The organism is Paenibacillus sp. JT22N7 (genome assembly GCF_059383875.1).
In genome coordinates, this window is the sequence record NZ_JBXENY010000005.1 from 607,212 (window position 1) to 625,414 (window position 18,203).

The following is an 18,203-nucleotide window of genomic DNA, read 5'->3' on the forward strand; positions in this document are numbered from 1 at the left end:
TAAATATAATATATCAGAAAACATCGCAACACGCAAGCATTTTTCAAAAAAAGTTTCAAAAATAATTTGGGCTTCTATTTAGAGCCGAAATTAAGCTCCTTGTTCGCCTGCTGCCGTCACCTTCACTCGCTTAATAAAGAAAGCAATGGCAAGCCCAACAAGGGCAAGCACCATGGCAAATATAAAAGCATTTTGCACGCCAACGGTCAATCCGCTAACCAAGTTGGCTGGCGATTCTGGATTTCCTTCTGCTGTCTTCAGGAATTTTTCCATTCCTGCTGTCATAATACTCACTGCCAGCGCTGTACCAATGGCACCCGCAACCTGCTGCAAGGTGTTCATAATCGCTGTTCCATGCGGATACAGCTCAGGTGGAAGCTGATTCAAACCATTCGTTTGCGCAGGCATCATAATCATCGAAATCCCGATCATTAGCAGGGAATGCAGCACGATGATCAACGCAGTCGTCGACGCGGTAGAAATATCAGAGAAAAACCATAGTACAACCGCAACAACCAACAGGCCCGGAAGAACGAGCCATTTTGGTCCATACTTATCAAACAGTCCGCCCATTACAGGAGACAAGAAGCCATTAATAAGCCCACCTGGGAGGAGAAGCAGCCCAACGGTCAACGGACTCATCATAAGGCCGCGCTGCAAATACATAGGCAGTATCAGCATGGAGGACAAAATAACCATCATACAAATAAACACCATAATTAAGCCGATCGTAAACATGGGGTATTTAAACGTCGTCAAATTAATCATTGGCTCTTTCATTTTAAGCTGGCGGATAACAAATAAAATGAGTGCAACGATACCTACGGTCATCGCGATAATGACCTTCGCGCTGCCCCATCCATCCTCTCCTTCTCCCGCGCTGCTAAAGCCGTAAACGACACCGCCAAAGCCGAGGGTAGACAAGCAAATCGACAATATGTCGATACGCGGCCTAGTCAAGGTAGAAACATTTTGCAAATAGACAAGCCCTACAAATAACGAAATAATCAAAAACGGCAAGGACACCCAGAAAATCCAGTGCCAGCTTAAGTTTGCGATCAAAATACCGGCAAAAGTGGGCCCCGTTGCTGGTGCGAACATCATAATGAGGCCGATAATCCCCATCGCTGCGCCACGCTTCTCAATCGGGATAATGACGAGAATCGTATTAAATAATAACGGCAGCAGCAGCCCTGTTCCCGTTGCTTGAAGCACACGCGCAATAAGCAGCGTTTCAAAGTTCGGTGCAAGAGCCGCTACGAATGTTCCTATAATAGAAAAAATCAATGACCATACAAACAGTTGCCGTGTTGTAAACCATTGCAGCAGCATGCCTGAAACCGGCACCAGTACTCCCAGCGTCAGCAAAAATATAGTCGTAAGCCATTGTACAGTGGCCTCGTTAACGCTCAAATCTCTCATTAAATCAGTCAATGCTACATTTAGAGCGGTCTCACTAAAAAAACCGATAAATCCGCTAAGCAATAGCGAAATCATAATCGGCATTACTTTGTAAGTCTTATTGGGTGATGTTGAAGTCTCTTGCATCGTTCCTGCTTGCACTTATGTCATCCTCCTGCGAATTAAAAATTCATTTTGCTGTAACCTGTTGTTCTAGCTTGCTGGGCCACCATTAACAATTGACGGCACGAGACGCGAAATATGGACGAGCGGCTTCTCATCGCCATGAGTGATGGCCAAAATAAGCGCACCTTCCACTAAGGAAAGAATCACATTGCTTATTTCAGCAGCGCTGTTGTCATTCGCTCCATTGGCAACGAGCTGCTGGGCAATATACTGCTGCCATTCAATAAAAACGACTTGGCACGCTGCTCTCAGTCTTTCGCTAATCAGGCATGTCTCAGCAGCCATCCAAAAGCTGAATGGCATAAATCCTCTAAACTGCGATTGCTTCCCATCGTGAATGATGTCGGAAATATGGGCCTGGATGGCTGCTACAGGACTAGAAGTCTGTTCAAAATTCATCCGCCATTTTTCCAGCACAAAATTCTTAATCGTTGAAATACATTCAACCGCCAGTTCCTCCTTGCCTTCAGGAAAATAGTAGTACAAGGACCCCTTCGGACAAGAGCTTTCCTTAATAATTTGATTTAACCCCGTTGCATGATACCCTTGCACACAAAACAGCTTCATTGCTGTATCTATGATCTGCTGGCGGGCATTCGGCTTTGAAGCCACCTTTTCACCACCTTAATTATAGAGAACGGTCTATTTAATTAAACGTGAAAAAAGGCAGGCTGTCAATGCGCAAACTCGTAATTACAGTACTAATTTTTGTTAAGATATGATGTTGTCATCCCTCCTGCTGCTCTGCTTTATGAACTTTTGGCCATGTCGCCTTCCAATTTTTCTTAACGATTCTTTGTTCGTATACGTGGTAATTGACCGTCCCCTGCTCATAATAAACGGTAGGCCTTAGCACAGCTTGAAGGACATCAGCTACTCCGCATGGAGCCGCTAGCTGAAGCTGGCCATTCGCATCCAGCGCCACCCCAAGCGAAGTCGCCGTTTCTGGAAATTTGGAAATCGCATCCACCGCGCAGGAATAAGGCGGCAAGCCGCTGACGACATGCATTCTCGCCTGATTTTTCACTGACCAAGGGATCTCGGGTCTCAGGCCCCGCAATTGCTGCTCCAGCTGCTTCTCGATGTGCTCACTCGGATACTCGGCATCGTAATAAATAACATCCACATCCGCAAGCGGCGTCCGCTTCTTAAAATCATGCAGCACATCCCACAATTTAGAACGCACAAACCCGGCGCATACCCACCAGTCCGGCAAATCGAGCGCCCTTGCCGTATGCAGGATGTCCATCATCCAATCGTCTCCCCGAATAATATCCATAATGTATGACTCTTGATTCATCAATCCGCCCCCAATACCGAACATATATTCTCATATTAACTGAAAAACCGCTTATTGGGAAGAGCTTTTACAAGGTGAAACGGATGTGACCGTCCTTTGGCGGCGCAGCGCGTTTCAATCCTAGAAATATAGAGAAGGTATCGCGCAATGCTATACTTTCCTATATTTCATAAATGCAAAAAAACGCCTTGCCAGGCTGACCACACCCCGGCAAAGCGTTCGAAAAACTTGAAATATAGGAAACCATGTTCTGCTGAAGCTTTAACTGCACTGCTTTAATTTTTCAGCTTGTCTTCGTCATTTTCATCCCATTTTCTGGAGTAAGCCTTGTTCGTAATCCAAAAAGTAATCCATGCTAAAATGCCAACGATAACAACCGCTGAAATCCATACGCCAACTGGTACATCCATTATAATGCTCCCTTCTGCTGTACAGCTGCTCTTTCCCTTTACAATGTGCTCTTAAAAAATACATTAGACTGCGTGGATTCATTAACATGCAGCTGAAACACGTCCGGCCGGCTGTAATGCCCGACCACATCAAAGTCAAATCGGCTTTCGGCGATTTTCGACATATCCAGCTCTGCCACGAGCAGCGCCTCCCGCCCATAAACAGGCTCTGCTATATATTCCCCTAGCGGCCCAACGATAGCGCTGCCGCCCCTGCTCAGCACCTCATCCATCTGCTCCAGCTCGGCAAAACTCGCCAAATCCTTCGGATATAAGGACTTCGTAGCAAACTGATTGCTCGACAGCACATAGCAGCGGCCTTCGCAGGCAATATGACGAATCGTCGATTGCCATGTATCGCGGGCATCCGCTGTAGGCGTTATAAAAAGGTCTATACCTTTCGCATACATGGCGGTCCGAGCTAGCGGCATATAGTTTTCCCAGCATATCAAGCCGCCTATTCGTCCAAAAGGGGTTTGGATAACCGTTAATGTGCTGCCATCGCCTTGCCCCCAGAGCAGACGCTCCGCAGCTGTAGGAATAAGCTTTCGATGTTTGCCAAGCAGCCTGCCATCAGGACCTACATAAACGATTGAATTATATAAAGTCGCACCGCTATATTCCTGATCGCGCTCCAGTGCACCAACGATTAGATATAAGCCATGTGCGGCAGCAATTTCCCCTAACAGGTCGGTATCCTCGCCCGGAATCGTTATTGCACTTTCCGCATAACGGCGAAAGTCTTCCCGTCCCTCCGCTGTTCGGCTTCCAACGCGATTCCCAAACGTCATGCCGCGCGGGTAACCGGAGATAAATACTTCAGGAAACACCAGCAGCTTGACCCCTTGTCTGCTTGCTTCGCCGGCATAGGCAGCTATTTGCTTGAACGCCGATTGCTTATCCAATAAACTAGGCGCAGCCTGCACAACACCAACTTTCACCTTGCGGTGCTCCATATGTTCATCCCCCACCCTAAGACAACTGCCCTTACATGGGCAGCCACCTCTCTTATTAACAATCATAAATGGATTGGCTGATCATGTAACCATCCATTTATCCACTAAAATGACCATCCAATTCGCTAAAATGTACTATAATGAATGGAATAATCCGAATTAGACAAATCGATAATGAACGGGGTGTACGTATGACGTGGAAGCTGGATCGAACATTAAAAACGCCTGTTTACTTGCAAATTGCCGAGCTGCTGGAACGCAGCATTGCCTCCGGCGAATATCCGCCAGGCAGCCCGCTTCCCTCCGAACGCAAACTGGCGGAGCAATTAGGCGTTAATCGCAGCACGATTGTACAGGCGTATGCCGAGCTGCGCTCAGCCGGCTTGGTGGAAAGCAAAGTAGGGAGCGGCACAACCGTGAGCCGCAGTAAATGGGGGATATCCCCTTCGCATACGCCCAATTGGCGGCAATATGCAGAAGGAGGCAGCTTCCTGCCTAATTTGCCCTTTATGAGGCGCATTCGTTCATCCATGCGCCACCATGGCCAAATGATTGACATGGCGAGCGGCGAACTGGCGGAGCCGCTGTTTCCGAGCCGGCTCCTCCAGTCCATTATGCAGGAGCAGCCATTCACGGAGCCGCTCGGCTATGATCATCCACAGGGCAATCCGCAGCTGCGGGTGGAGCTAAGCGCTTTTTTGCGGAAACAGGGCATTGCGGCTCCTGAAGCTTCTATTCTCGTTACTTCCGGCTCGCAGCAATCGCTCTATTTAATAACGCAATGTTTGCTTGCCCCAGGAGATGCCGTTGCGATCGAAGATCCCTCCTACTGCTATTCGCTGCCGATGTTCCAATCTGCAGGACTGCGTATTTGCCGTCTTCCGGTTCATCATGACGGCATTGATCCGGATGATATTGCGCGATTATATCGCGAGCATCGCATTCGCATGCTTTTTCTCAATCCGAACTATCAAAATCCGACAGGCACTTCTTTGAGCATGGAAAAAAGGCAGCGCGTATTAGCCATAGCTGCCGAGCTGCGTATTCCGATTGTAGAGGACGACCCGTTCAGCCTGACTTCCTTTCACAATCAGCCTTTGCCATCACTAAAAGCGCTGGACAAGGAGGATATCGTGCTCTATATTGGCTCATTATCCAAAATCGCTGCATCGGGCCTGCGAATCGGCTGGCTGGTCGCACCGCAAACGGTTGTGAGCCGCCTCGCCGATGCCCGGCAGCAAATGGACTTTGGCCTTAGCATTTTGCCTCAATGGCTGGCTGGACGCCTGCTCGCTTCAAACGAATTTCCGCTGCATTTGCAAATGTTGCGAAAGGCGCTTGAGGCCAAGCAGCAGCGAATGATCGGTGCGCTTGCGCATTATTTTTCAGAAAAACTTGCATTTACCGCGCACCAAGGAGGGCTTAATCTATGGTGTAAATCCAAAGAGAACATCAGCGATCATCGCCTGCTGGAAGAAAGTATTCAGAGAGGGCTCGTGTTCGTTCCTGGCAGTGTGTATGGCTCGGAGGAAGGCTTCATTCGTCTTAGCTATGCCCGGCCGGAGCCGGAGCAAATGGAATCGGGAATCGAACGGTTGGCCGCCGCACTGCACGCCAGTTTAGCCCGGAAGAGCTGAAGCCGTATGGCTGGCACCATGAAGCAAGGGCAATACAAGACGATAAACAAGATGCCATGCCGCTTTAGGAGCGCCACAATATCGTCTTGTTTCTGCCGGAAAGCTTAGCCTGATACAAAGCCTGATCGGCATAATCAATTAGAAACTCCTGCTCAACCTCCGGATAGCAGGCAATGCCGATCGAGACGGTCACGCCTACCTTTTGCTTGTCATTAACGGCAATTTGACATTTCTGAATCGTGCTGCGTAAATTTTCCGCCAAAGCATAAGCACCGGATGGCGAACAATTAGGCAGCAAAATCGAAAATTCTTCGCCGCCATAGCGTGAGGCTACATCTTCTGCCCGAATCGTACGCCTAACGATAGCAGCAAGCTCGCGCAAAACGGCATCTCCTGCGGGATGGCCGTAGGTGTCATTAATCTTTTTGAAATAATCAATATCCAGAAACAGGACAGCCAGCGGCTCCTTTCCGCTCTCCGCCTGAATAAACAAACGGTTAAACGCTGCATCGAATGCTCTGACATTGGCCAGCTGAGTAAGAAAATCCGTTGTTGCTTCCTGGTCCTTCTGCTGGAACAGCTCATCGCGCTGCGTTAAATAACGCACGCAATAAGCGACGACAAGGCCGCTGGCAATCATCGGCGGGAACAGAAATTTATAGAGCGAGCTGGACCATTCTAAACCATATGTATAACAAGCATTTCCATAAAGCAATGCCATTAACACCAGCAAAGAAACGCTCCATTTTGTCCAAAATCCACCTAGGCGCTTGTATGCAAAAATAATGCCTGAAAATACCCCAAGCAAGAGAATGAAAGCCCCAGCGGTGATGGATGCCTCATTCAAGCCGCCAAATAGCAGTGCCCGTCCCCCTGCAATAAGCGCAGATGCCAGTATAGACGCATGCAGTCCCCCGTAATACGCAGCGATAATAATAAAGAAATACCTAAAATCAATGATGCCGTGATCGGATACTGGCACGCCAAAAAACATGATCAAAATGCCGCAAACGCCGTATACCACGCCAAACATAAGTCTCCTTCTAACTTCGAAGCGCAATAAATCCATATGAAGCAAAGCATTTATGAGCTGCTTGCTGAAAAAAAACAATGTGAATGTAACGGATAAAATCGTTATTATTGTCATAAGATGTCCCTTACCTGCCTTGCTGCGACGGCGTTTTCCACAGGAATAGCATGCGGCTTGCCTTAAGGCGCAACTTTGAGAATATGCAAACTCGTATCTCTGCTTAAATCAATAAAGTTGTCATTCATTTTCACTAACGGCCTAAGTGCATTTTGCGGATTGATCAATACGATGGAGCCGATTTGATTGTTGGTGAGCAGCACCTGATGCCCAAGCATCGACTGCATCATTTTGTCCATAAACAGCTTGCTGATTTGCGGATCAAACTCGCCAAAAATATTATTGTTCATTTGGATAAGCGTCTCATAAAAGGGCAGTGCTTTGCGATATGGCCGATCTGAGGTCATCGCATGAAAAACATCAGCTACCGCTACGATTTTGCTAAGCGGGGCGATTTGCTCAGAGCGCAAGCCGAGCGGGTATCCGCTGCCATCTTGCCGTTCATGATGCTGAAGCGCTACCAAAGCTTGGACATGATTAATGCCAACGGTCCCTTTGAGCAGCTCATAGCCAAAAATCGTATGCTTTTTCATCAGGTCAAACTCTTTCGGATCAAGCAATGCCGGCTTGTTCAAAATTTCATTTGAAATTTTCGTTTTGCCAATATCGTGGAGAGTAGCCGCCATCGTAAGCTGCATGAGATCGCGCTCATCCATATCCATCCATTTTCCAATTAAAGCAGATAATACACCTACCCCTATATTATGGCGGTAAGAATAATCATCTTTGGATTGCAAAGCGCCCAGCAATTCGTAAAAATCAGGAAGCTCCGTCAGCTCATTAATCGAAGGAATAATTTTTTCACGGATTTGCAGCACTGGAATTTGCTTGGCATAACGAATTTGCTCAAACAGCTCCGCCATGTACAGCGTACAGCCGTCCATTTTTTCCTGTGCCTGCGATTTCTCCTTATCCCGCTTAATCTCCCTTTCTTCCAGTTCGATCGCATGGCGATAAATCAAGTCGAGCTGTTCCTGATCCAATACGGTATGGGCAGGAGCAACAAGCACTCCGTTATGATTAAACAAATCCTGAGCCAGCTGCTTTCCCAAAAACAATTGATTGCCGTTGTCCACCCTCAAAACACCTGCGCTCTCAAATGAAGAATATGTATTTATACGTACTCTTCCATTATACTTTACAGGTTTGAAACTTTTTTGAATTTTATTGTATTATCTCCTCAAACAGCGAAAAATTTCTTCTTACAGTTTATATTTTCTCATAAGCGGAACGCCAGCCGTCAATAAAAGCTTGCTAAGTCCGCGCCAAACCGCTCTCCTCCCTGCCGACAGATGCTTAATGTACACTGCGCTGTATTCAATTTCCGCTTCTGCCCCGCGAACGCGCTTGAATTCAGCTGCGCCAGAGCTGAGATGCAGCAGCTGTCCGCGATCCGCTGCAGCCTGCATCGCCAAATGCATCAGCATCCGGTAGAGGCCGTTACTTTGGGCAAGCGCCGTATTGTAGCCGACCAGCGGTACCGATATGACCTCGCCATGAATAAAGCAGCCCATCACGCCTTGCAAAACCCCTTGCTCATCGCGGAGTCCGGTCATTTCCAGCAGCCCCTTCTGATGGCAGTGGCGAATATATTCAGCGGTAAACTGGGGATTGAGCGCCGAATATTTGCCTACATACAGCAGGTCATACAGCTCTGCAATACGCTCATAGTCCGGCTCGCCGAGTTCAGCATGCGGTACGATACGATAGTCAGACTGGGCGAGCAGCTTGCCGTCCCACTTCGTATTTTTTTTCTTCAAGTACAACGGAACAGCTCCATTGAAAAAATAAACCTGCCTGCTCGGGACCAGCACATAGCCCTGCTGCAGCAATTGTTCAAGCAGCTCCCCATTCGTTCGCCTGTTAAGCGAACGATAAATAATCGCATGCTTCGGATAGCTTGCTGTTAACGTCTGTATAGCCCCCTCCAGCTCATCCGAGCTTATTTCGGTATACAAATTCGTTGAAAGCAGCCAGTTGTTCACATGAACGTTTCGGTCAATCTGAGCCCAGCGGAGCAGCGGCGCAATTGCCTTAAGCAAGGAGCCGCACAGGAAGCGCAGCAGCGGATTTTCCAACAAATAAAGCTCTTCTTCCGCATACTTGACATACGTTCCATAAGGGGAGCACACATAGGAATTGTCATATTCCTGCTCATTAACCGTCATGGGCAGCCATGCTTGGCCCGCCTGCAGCAGCCGCAGCTCCGTGCGCACGTTGCGGATAAATAAATTTACCCCGTTTTGCATCAAAGGAAGCATATATTCAACCGCTTTATTTCGTTCCCCCTTTTTTGTTGCGGCAAGCTCTGTTATTTCTGTTAGGTTCAGCTCTTTAACGACCGTCTTAGATAGGGGCAAAGCTGACCCTCCTTTCTTTCCTTCATCTGTTCTAAACCTTCCACTTTCGCTCCACCCGCCGCAGCTTGCGCAGCCCCTCATCCGCTTCATACGGGACAAATGCAATTAGCGGCGCCATGCAGCCGCGTGAAGTAAACAGCTTGGACAGCGCAGCGGCAAGCTCCGGCTGAAGCTCCTCAGGCGCTCCATCGACGCGCAGAGCTACTTCCAGCTGCCGATCCGATTGCTGAACGACCTTGTATTCCTTTATACGCTCCGAGGACATAATGACCGCCCGCCTTATAAAATCGGGAAAAATCGGCACAAGCCGCTGTGTATCCGCATCGCGTCCATAAAATAAATCATCCGTCCTGCCTTCAATGGAGGCAATCGCCGTAAAAGTGGAGCCACAGGCACAAGGCTGCGTCGCCTCCGTCAGCAAATCATTAAGCCGATATCGCATGATAGGCTGGGTTTCCCGTGAAAAGTCAGTGATGATTGGCGAGAAGATACGCTGCTCCTCGTCCACATACTCCTTCTCAATGACGAGTATATCCTCGTTCAGATGCAGGGTACCCTGTGAGCAGGTGGCAGCGAGGAAGCCTTCTGTGCATTGATAAATTTGATCGACGCGCACCCCAAAAGCCTGCTCGATAAGCCGCTTGTCCAGCGGCTCAAGCACTTCTGCAACCGAGATCAATTTACCCGGCGCAATGAACAGCTCTCCGGCAAGCTGCGCTTCAGCGAGCAGTCGCAGCATGGACGGCGGTGCAACCAGCAGCGTCGGCTGCTGCTCGCTTAACAATCGCACATTGTCCTCTACTGGATGGATCATGTCGTAAAAACGGAATTGCAGCCGCTTGGAGCGCACGCTTTGGTACAAATGGCTGTCCGCCCGCAGAAAAAAAGCGATCCGCTGCCGCACAAGCAGCGAGGCTGGCAGCGCCTTTGCCAGTACCGTTCCCGCCCACGCTGCGCGTTCCTTGGCACTGACCAGAAACAAGCCGCGGCTGCCTGATGTGCCTGACGACAGTCCGACCGCAATATCGCCGATCTGCGCGGAGAAGTCCCGTTCCCGCTCGGCGCGCAGCGCGATTCGGAATGCTTCCTCCTTCGTAATACCCGCTGTGTTCAACCGGTCAAAATGGTCCATCATTACCGCTTTATCGATCGTCGGGAAGCTGCGCCAATTTTGTGCATCCAGCCCTTGATAATAGCTTCGGTAAAAGGGCGATTGCTGGCGTACCCGCCTCACAAGTGCCACAACTTTGCGGTGCTGCCAGGCTTCCAGCGCCTTCCGGCTGCGAAAGCGCCGGGCGCGCACCCGTGTCAGCACATAATAAACCAGCAGCCTTAATACTCTCATGCTCTCGCCCCCTGCCACGCGGTGCAGCGTTTCCACGTTTCCCCGCAATGCGTGAAAACTTGCTGGAGCTCCGGATTTCTCCGCTTCAGCTCGACGAGACGGTCGAACGTTTCCTTAAACTCCACCCGGTTGTCGAACACAATGGAGGCTAGCGCATGAGGAGGGCGATTTTCCCGCACCGCCGCCTCCGACCAGCTAGCGTCTGCGCCGAGCAGCAGCTCCTGCCCCGTATCTCCCTGCAGCAGCAGTCCGAATTGGTCGGCCGCATGGCCAGACAAACGGATAGCCGTTACGCTTCCATCATTAAATAAATCGTACCCCTTATGGAAGGGGGCATATTTCGCTGGCAGGTCCACCTCGTTCGACTGCTCGATCCAGCGTGCCCGCTTGGCGAAATCAGGCGGCAGCAGCTCGGGCAAAAAAGCTTTTTTCACCGCTGCAAATCCGTTCAGCGGCTGGACAGCCTCATATGCCTGCTGCGAGCAAATAAACGTCGCCTCGGAAAAATCTCGCAAGCCGCAAACATGGTCGGCATGGAAATGCGAGACGATAATATGCTTAACCTCGCGCAGCGAATAGCCTGCCGCCTGCACATGCTCCGCCGCAGAGCGTTCCCCGGCAAGCGTAACGGGGGTCGTCCAGCGGTAAAGCGCATAAGGCAGCCGCTTCGTCGCTTCGAGAAAGCGCGGCGAATAGCCGGTATCAAATAATACCGGCCCTAGCACAGGATGTTCCATTATAGCAAAAATACCTGGAAATGCTTGCTGCCGCCAGCGCCCCCCGCTAATCGCTAGCGCCTCCAACTGCTTGCAGTAGCCCGTATTATGAAAGGTAATTTTCATCGTGTCTCCTCCTGCTCTTTCCACCAGGCCGCGAACCTCCTAAGCCCTTCCTCGACGCTCACGAGAGGCCGATAACCCAGCTCCCGCTGCGCCTTCTCAATAGAAAGCGTTTGGCTGAACGCAAGAATGCCGACCGTATAACGGGTCAGCAGCGGTTCTTTGGCAAGCCCCGGCAGCTTCGCCGCCAGCTCCAGCAAAGAGGCCGCACTATACGCCGCGGGGTATGCAATCTTCTTGGTCCGGATCGGTTTATTCAGCATTTCAAACAGCCTCGCCATAGCTTCCCACAGCTGAATAGGCTCGCCATTCGTAATATTGTATTTCTGTCCAAGCACAATCGGATCGGCGTACAGACAGCGCATGAGCGCCTCCGTCACATTATCCACATACGTAATATCGACAAGCGGCTGACCGCTTCCGAACACTGGTATAAACCGTTTGTCATTTGCCCGCAGCAGCCTTGGAAAAATCGCCTTATCGCCAGGTCCGAACAACGCTCGCGGCCGGATCGTCACAACGCGCAGCCCCTGCTCACGATAAGCGTGGTCAACCTCTTGCTCGGCAAGCAGCTTCGTCGCCGCATAATGATTGACCGCTGCTTTCGGCAGCGGCTCATGCTCTGCAATATTAAAGCGATGGCGATAGTCAAAATAGATCGAAGGCGTCGACACATGCACCAGCCGCTGGACGCCGTGCTCAAGGCAGCCTTGTATGACATGGCGCGTGCCCCTGACATTGGATGCATAAAAGTCGCGATACTTGCCCCAAGGCGAAGACAAGGCGCCGCAATGAAACACGGCGTCATGACCGGCAATCGCTTCGCTCATTGCACTGGAGGCTAAATCCAGCTGTAAAAATGCCGCCCCCGCCTCGCTGAGCCGCCCGCCTGCCTCTTGATTACGCCCGGCCGCGGTCACCGTATGGCCTTCCTTCAGCAGTCGATATACCGCATTTTCTCCTAAAAATCCGGTAGCCCCTGTTACCAGTATGTTCATCCTCGCCTTCTCCTTTCTCATCCATTCCATTCAATATCAGCAGTTGTAAAAGCAATAAGCGGCTGCTCCGCCTTGCGTGCCCGCCGCCATAAATCAAACCAAACATAACCTTGCATCAGAAATGGACCAGGGTCCTTCCAGCTGAAAATAACATCCCGGCCGCCTGCCATGCTCGCCAGCCAGTGCCAAGAGCCCCGCCATAGCCCACGCTGGCGCCGCTGCTGCGAAAGCCCATAGGCCAGCATCGCTGCCGCGATCATTTTGCCCCGCGATTGCTGCGGCATAATGATGCTGCTGGGCTGGCCAGTCCCCCACAAGGCGCGGCCGAGCCGGTCGCGCCTGTCGAACAGATGCAATCCGCTCGTCGCTCGCGGATTGCACTCAAGCGGCCATACCGCGCCGCTCTCGTCTATTATAAAATCAAAAGCAATTTGGCCTGTAAACTGCGTATGCCCGGCAAACGTCTCCACCCATTGCCGCAGCTGCGGCTGATGGCATGGCTTAAAGAAGGTGCTGGCTCCCCGTCCAGCAGTAAAGTCGACTGCATAATCGGAATAGGCAAGCAGCTTGCCATCCTTTGCAATTGAATACGTGCAATATTCCTGTCCTGCTACGAATGCTTGGGCTACCCAAGGGGAATCTGCGGATAGCTGCAGTTCCGCAGCAGGAGGCGGCGACTCGTTTGCATGCCATATATGCACTTTCGTTGCAAAGCGGGAATAGACCGGCTTCAGCACCCATATTTGCTCTGAAGCGGGATTATGCAGCTGTTTTAGCTCAGTGTAGGAACGCAGCTGCTTTGTCTCTGGGGCGGCAAGCCCCGCCTCCCGAACCATTTCAATGAACGCCCATTTGCTATGCAGGGCGGTGAGCTTCTCCGCTTCATCGGTGAAAACCATGCAGCTTCCAAGCTTGCCGCGCAGCTTGGCAATATAATAAATTTCCTCGCAGGTTGGAATAAGCAGCTCGATGCTGTACTTTTCCACCATTACCGCAAGCGCTGTGCCAAATGCTGCCTCGTCCACTCGTGGCGCTGGAAGCATCTCATAACGCTTAATGCAGGTTGAAAAGCGAATGAGCGGACTCGCCATACTGTCCGCTGCATAAACCTCATAACCCTGCTCCGCCAGCTGACGGGCTAAATCCAGCGCAGCTGGCGCTCTGCCTCCCGTAATAAGGATGCGCCGCCCGGTGTGTATTCCCTGCTCTTGGCCTGTTTTAATATTCAATAATCATCCCGCCTAACGAAATGCCCGCTGAAATGCCAATGAGCGCAAAGCGGTCACCACGCTGCAAGCGGCCCTGCTGGATGGCCAGATGAATGCCCATCGGCAGAGAAGCCGCAATCATATTGCCGTGATTTTCAATAATGTTCATGAACTGCTCGGGCGCAATGCCAAGCTTTTTCTGAAGCAGCCGCATGGCAAGGGCGCTGCCTTGATGCGGAACTACGAGCTTCAGCTCGGACATGTCGATGCTCGCCTCCTGAAACAGCCGCTTGATAAAGTCGGGCAGCAGCTTAGACGTTTTGCGAAACAGCGCCTCGCCCTGCATTGCAAACAAATATTGCTCCGCATTTGCCGCCCCGTACTGTGTGGAAGGCAATCCTGAGCCGCCTCCGCGAATTTCCGACAGCTCGCGTCCCGATCCGTACGTCTCCATACGGGAGGCGATAATGGATGAGCTTTCGCCTTCACCACTTCTGCCAATGACTACCGCTGCTGCCCCGTCGCCGAACAGCGTCGCGCTTTCGGGATGCTTGTCATTAAGGCCGCTTGATGCAATTTCCGGCGATACAAGCAGCACTGTGTCATATCTGCCCGCTTCTATCATATAAGACACCATATCAAGCGCCGCTAGAAACGACAAGCAGGTCGTATTAATGTCGAAACAAGGAATACCTGATTCGCCTGCCCACATCTCATCTTGGATGAGCGCCGCTGTGCACGGGATAAGCTGCTCAGGAATCGCATTGGCACAAATGATGCAGTCCATGTCGTCAAGCTCAAGTCCTGCATCCTCCAAAGCCGCAAAGGCAGCCTTTGCGCCCATGACTGACGCGGCTTCGCCAGCTGCATAATGCCTGATTTTCACGCCTGATTTCTTATATACCCAGCCTTGCGGCTTATTCAGTTTTTCGTCCAGCTGCTCCGCTGTCACCATTTGGGATGGCAAGTAGGAGCCTGTCCCCCATATTCGTACATTCCGTTGTTGCTTATGCTTGTTTCTTGCATGCATAACCCTCACCGCCATCTATTAGCTTGTTGTCTATCTTAATGTGTATTGCTACTTTATCTTACTAGATGGTGCATAGCTGGACATAGTACCAAATTTTATTAGTACCCTTTTAAATTACATTTAATTTACATATTTTCTTTTAAAATCCAATCTATTGCCACTTATTACTGGAATGTAGCTTTACGAGCTTTACGAGCTTTACCGCTATGCACGCGCGGCTTCGAGCCTATACCAAGCTTTCTATATTAATCACTCTCATAGTTGTGCTCTACTAAGCTCATCCATTAAACTCAAGCAGCCTATTATTACCCTTGCTGAGGAAATTGAAATCATGAGCAGCTAGGTGATGAACCAAACGTTTTGTTTCGAGGAACGGCTCAGCTACATAATTGATATTCCCTAGTCCAGCCAGAAGACAGCGCCGAATTTAAGCAACTGTTTGCAATCAAAAATATTGCCGAGGAAATACTTTCCGTTCCTCTATTCGGCGCAACGATTGTCAGCCATGTGCTCATGCTTAAGGTGGATTTGGAGCTAAGCGCTTAACTTTTCATCTCCAACCCTAAATCGACTGCTGGGCAGCTCATATTTCCAACAACCTCGAGTGAGCTTTTCGTCATTCGGCCTATATAAGGATGAGCCTTGGGCCCTTCTCCCTTCAGGCAAAAGCCCTCCGCCGCTTGATACAAGCGATTGAGGGCTTTTGCTGATTTCATTATTTTTCGTAAACATTCTAGTTATCCGTACAATTTCGTTGTTTCCTGCTATCATACACTGGCTACGAGGTGACAATGATGTATACGAAAACGTATCGCAGCGCGACCATTCGTGGCAAGCTGAAGGTGTGCCGTTTTTTGCAAAAAAATGCTTCAACTAAACCGCTCATACCAAGCACCACCAGCTTCACCTTATCCAATCTGAAGATGATGGCTGCTGCCCATCACACGCTATACATTAAGCCAAATATCGGCTCGCTTGGCGTCGGTGTGCATAAGCTTGAGCCCCTAAACGACGGCTACAAGCTCCTTTATACAAAAAGCAAAAAGCAGCTTTCCAAATTTTTTCACAGTCTAGATGACGTTTATGAGCATTTGCTGCCTGCCAAGCCTTCCCGCCTTATTATTCAACAAGCAGTCAGCCTCGATCAAGTCGAAAATCGTCCCTACGATATTCGTGCCATGGTTCAGCGAAAACCGGGCGGCATATGGCATCTTACCGGCTTCCTTATTAAAGTAGGCGCCAAAGGTAAAATCGTCACCAACTACCATCAGGGCGGCGAAATTTGGACGATGCATAAGCTGGTGCAGCGCAAAGGATATGAAGATGCCAAAAGCAGCGAGCTCATTGGCCATTTGACACAGCACTCATTGACAGTAGCCCGTGCCCTCAGCAAGCATAAAGCGGGCATGTTTGAAATGGGCATCGATTTTGCCTTGGACCGCAACACGCACCTGTGGATATTGGAGGTCAATTCCAACCATCCCCAATTCCGTCCGTTAAAATGGATTGATCGCCGCGCCTACAACCGGATTATGCGATTTGCCCAAAGCTATGGCCGAAAGGACGATTAGCTTATGCTACGTTTGCCTGTTGTTGAAAGGCAGTCTAGCCTCCTGCGCGTTCAGATACCTTTGCTTGATCGGGCTGCTTCTCGCTAATTAATAAAGATAGCAAATATTGTGCGAGTGCAGCCCCGAACAGTACGACCGGCAGCCAGACAGACGTCACATCGCCAGCAAACAAGATCAAGCAGCCAATCGACACAACTCTGCCGACATTCAGAAACAACTCACGCATAACGACGCATTCTACACGCAGTTGTCCTTTAAGAGGAAGTGTGCCAATTAGCCGATAATAATAAGAGGTCAATGTATTGACAGCAAGCGGATTACAGATGGAGAACAAAATCATAAACAAAAGCACGGACCAAAAATCAACTGCAATTAGCAGCAGCGCAGCCCCTATGGCGACTCCTGTTGTAGAAAATAGCACATATCTCTGGACTTGCTCCTTCTGTGCTTTCCTAGATATGACATACCCCGTCATAACGGTAAGTGCTGAAAAGGCTACGCCTAAGTAACCGACCCGATCTTCACGCCCCACCGTCTGAAACAATAAAATATTCGGTAAAAACAACATAATCCCTTGAAAAAGCCCAAGTATAAAAAAGCTGACGAGCGCCTTGAACCACCGCCTGTTTTTATTCATCGCAAGCCCCATAAATTTTAAATAATAAGCACGGTGATGCGATTTCACAATGGGAATCCGGAAGCTCACGATGGCCGCTATAACAAACATAACGAAGGCGAGTAAAAAAATAATAACATATCCCTGCAGCCCTTCATTACGGGAAATAATAAATCCGGCCAGCGCCGGGCCCAGCAATCCCGCCGTGTTGAACACAATCATATTCAGCGCTAGAAAACGAATCCGATTCGCCTCTGTAGAAACATCATATTGGATGACTAAATATCCGGTCCAATATAGTCCCCCTGCAATACCATTACATATGGCGAACAAAACATAATAATTAACGACCTGCTCACCCGTAATAACGACCATTAAATAAAAGACAGCTATTAAAACGATGCCAATCCTGTACGTCACCATTCGGTCTTTGCGTTTCGCGATCCAACCCCCAACTGCAAACGTAATTGGTGTCATTAGAAATACAATAATGTTGTAGAGCGCATTTACCGTTAAATCCTGCGTTAACCGCCACAAGTACAAATTAAGAAACAATCCAGACATGGATGCACCAAATTGAAAACAACCATGAATGACAATCGAGATAATAGCCTCCCTGCCTAGCCTTCTCTCTGGTGGAATAGCCGCTCCCCTGCTGAAAAAATAGTCCAATCTCGGCCATGTTCGCATATGTATACTGCCCCTGCCTCTCTCTATTTACATGAACTTCATCTTTCCCGTTCATTTTAGCACAAGGGCTAGACGGTCAGCCGTTGCCTGAAAGCGTTAACGGTTTGGAAAACAGCCTTAAATGCTGTTGTACGCCCGTTTCAAGGGGGTTTAAGCTATTTATTGAACGTTAACGAGTGTTTTCATACAATATCGGCTATGTATAAAGTTAGGCAAATAGTATATTCGTTTTTGTGTAAAAATAAACAAGCCTGCCACATGATTAGTGGCAGGCTTGTAATATGAAGCTAAAGTTTCCTATGTGTGTTGCACACTGAAAACTGGATGCGAAAGACAAAGTCTGAAACTTTAGCGTGTTGTTAGGATAAGCCCTCGACCGATTAGTATTCGTCAGCTGCACGCATTGCTGCGCTTCCACCCCGAACCTATCAACCTCGTCGTCTTCAAGGGGTCTTACTAAATTGGGAAAT

General features: G+C 49.5%; 16 protein-coding genes and 1 rRNA gene. 2 read left to right on the top strand and 15 right to left on the bottom strand.

Annotated elements, in window-relative coordinates; translation table 11 throughout:
* Nucleotides 1-90: 90 nt before the first annotated feature.
* The 5 genes from AC50Y5_RS17030 to AC50Y5_RS17050 all read right to left on the bottom strand — a co-directional run bounded on the left by AC50Y5_RS17030 (nucleotide 91) and on the right by AC50Y5_RS17050 (nucleotide 4,292).
* Complete coding sequence (locus AC50Y5_RS17030) at nucleotides 91-1,548, bottom strand: DHA2 family efflux MFS transporter permease subunit (protein WP_056037554.1); 1,458 nt, start codon at nucleotides 1,546-1,548, stop codon at nucleotides 91-93.
* 66 nt (nucleotides 1,549-1,614) lie between these two features.
* Nucleotides 1,615-2,199, bottom strand: coding sequence for a TetR/AcrR family transcriptional regulator (locus AC50Y5_RS17035; protein ID WP_494862278.1), 585 nt, complete (start codon nucleotides 2,197-2,199; stop codon nucleotides 1,615-1,617).
* 115 nt (nucleotides 2,200-2,314) lie between these two features.
* On the bottom strand, nucleotides 2,315-2,887 hold the full coding sequence (locus AC50Y5_RS17040) for a nucleotidyltransferase family protein (protein WP_494862280.1): 573 nt from the start codon (nucleotides 2,885-2,887) through the stop codon (nucleotides 2,315-2,317).
* Between the two features lie 275 nt (nucleotides 2,888-3,162).
* On the bottom strand, nucleotides 3,163-3,297 hold the full coding sequence (locus tag AC50Y5_RS17045; RefSeq protein ID WP_257790757.1) for a hypothetical protein: 135 nt from the start codon (nucleotides 3,295-3,297) through the stop codon (nucleotides 3,163-3,165).
* A 38-nt stretch (nucleotides 3,298-3,335) separates the two neighbouring features.
* The gene (locus AC50Y5_RS17050) at nucleotides 3,336-4,292 is read right to left on the bottom strand and encodes a carbon-nitrogen hydrolase family protein (protein ID WP_494862283.1); all 957 of its coding nucleotides are present in this window, start codon (nucleotides 4,290-4,292) and stop codon (nucleotides 3,336-3,338) included.
* A 191-nt stretch (nucleotides 4,293-4,483) separates the two neighbouring features.
* Here AC50Y5_RS17050 and pdxR point away from each other — a divergent pair, with 191 nt between their 5' ends.
* Entirely contained in the window at nucleotides 4,484-5,929 is a 1,446-nt protein-coding gene (gene pdxR / locus AC50Y5_RS17055; RefSeq protein WP_494862285.1) for a MocR-like pyridoxine biosynthesis transcription factor PdxR, read from the top strand.
* A 64-nt stretch (nucleotides 5,930-5,993) separates the two neighbouring features.
* Here pdxR and AC50Y5_RS17060 read toward each other — a convergent pair whose 3' ends face one another.
* From AC50Y5_RS17060 to AC50Y5_RS17095, 8 genes are all read right to left on the bottom strand, one after another.
* On the bottom strand, nucleotides 5,994-7,076 hold the full coding sequence (locus AC50Y5_RS17060; protein WP_494862287.1) for a GGDEF domain-containing protein: 1,083 nt from the start codon (nucleotides 7,074-7,076) through the stop codon (nucleotides 5,994-5,996).
* A 62-nt stretch (nucleotides 7,077-7,138) separates the two neighbouring features.
* A complete protein-coding gene (locus AC50Y5_RS17065) occupies nucleotides 7,139-8,152 on the bottom strand; it encodes an HD-GYP domain-containing protein (protein ID WP_056037515.1) in 1,014 nt (337 codons plus the stop codon).
* A gap of 126 nt (nucleotides 8,153-8,278) precedes the next feature.
* Nucleotides 8,279-9,436: a GNAT family N-acetyltransferase gene (locus tag AC50Y5_RS17070; RefSeq protein WP_494862289.1), complete on the bottom strand. Its 1,158-nt coding sequence runs from the start codon at nucleotides 9,434-9,436 to the stop codon at nucleotides 8,279-8,281.
* A 31-nt stretch (nucleotides 9,437-9,467) separates the two neighbouring features.
* Nucleotides 9,468-10,781 carry a F390 synthetase-related protein gene (locus tag AC50Y5_RS17075; RefSeq protein WP_056037519.1) on the bottom strand — a complete coding sequence of 438 codons (1,314 nt, stop codon included), beginning with the start codon at nucleotides 10,779-10,781 and terminating at the stop codon, nucleotides 9,468-9,470.
* On the bottom strand, nucleotides 10,778-11,623 hold the full coding sequence (locus tag AC50Y5_RS17080; protein WP_494862291.1) for an MBL fold metallo-hydrolase: 846 nt from the start codon (nucleotides 11,621-11,623) through the stop codon (nucleotides 10,778-10,780). Before AC50Y5_RS17080 ends, AC50Y5_RS17075 begins: the two co-directional genes overlap by 4 nt.
* Nucleotides 11,620-12,618 carry an NAD-dependent epimerase/dehydratase family protein gene (locus AC50Y5_RS17085; protein ID WP_081418895.1) on the bottom strand — a complete coding sequence of 333 codons (999 nt, stop codon included), beginning with the start codon at nucleotides 12,616-12,618 and terminating at the stop codon, nucleotides 11,620-11,622. Before AC50Y5_RS17085 ends, AC50Y5_RS17080 begins: the two co-directional genes overlap by 4 nt.
* Nucleotides 12,619-12,635: 17 nt before the next feature.
* Nucleotides 12,636-13,847 (bottom strand): ATP-grasp domain-containing protein, encoded by a 1,212-nt coding sequence (locus AC50Y5_RS17090; protein WP_056037524.1) that lies wholly within the window; start codon nucleotides 13,845-13,847, stop codon nucleotides 12,636-12,638.
* A complete protein-coding gene (locus AC50Y5_RS17095; RefSeq protein ID WP_056037527.1) occupies nucleotides 13,837-14,856 on the bottom strand; it encodes a beta-ketoacyl-ACP synthase III in 1,020 nt (339 codons plus the stop codon). Before AC50Y5_RS17095 ends, AC50Y5_RS17090 begins: the two co-directional genes overlap by 11 nt.
* 791 nt (nucleotides 14,857-15,647) lie before the next feature.
* Between AC50Y5_RS17095 and AC50Y5_RS17100 the strand changes: the two genes are divergently transcribed.
* The gene (locus tag AC50Y5_RS17100) at nucleotides 15,648-16,427 is read left to right on the top strand and encodes a YheC/YheD family protein (protein WP_494862300.1); all 780 of its coding nucleotides are present in this window, start codon (nucleotides 15,648-15,650) and stop codon (nucleotides 16,425-16,427) included.
* A 34-nt stretch (nucleotides 16,428-16,461) separates the two neighbouring features.
* Here AC50Y5_RS17100 and AC50Y5_RS17105 read toward each other — a convergent pair whose 3' ends face one another.
* Nucleotides 16,462-17,733 carry an MFS transporter gene (locus AC50Y5_RS17105; protein ID WP_056037532.1) on the bottom strand — a complete coding sequence of 424 codons (1,272 nt, stop codon included), beginning with the start codon at nucleotides 17,731-17,733 and terminating at the stop codon, nucleotides 16,462-16,464.
* A 360-nt stretch (nucleotides 17,734-18,093) separates the two neighbouring features.
* Nucleotides 18,094-18,203, bottom strand: a 23S ribosomal RNA gene (locus tag AC50Y5_RS17110); the annotation flags it as partial.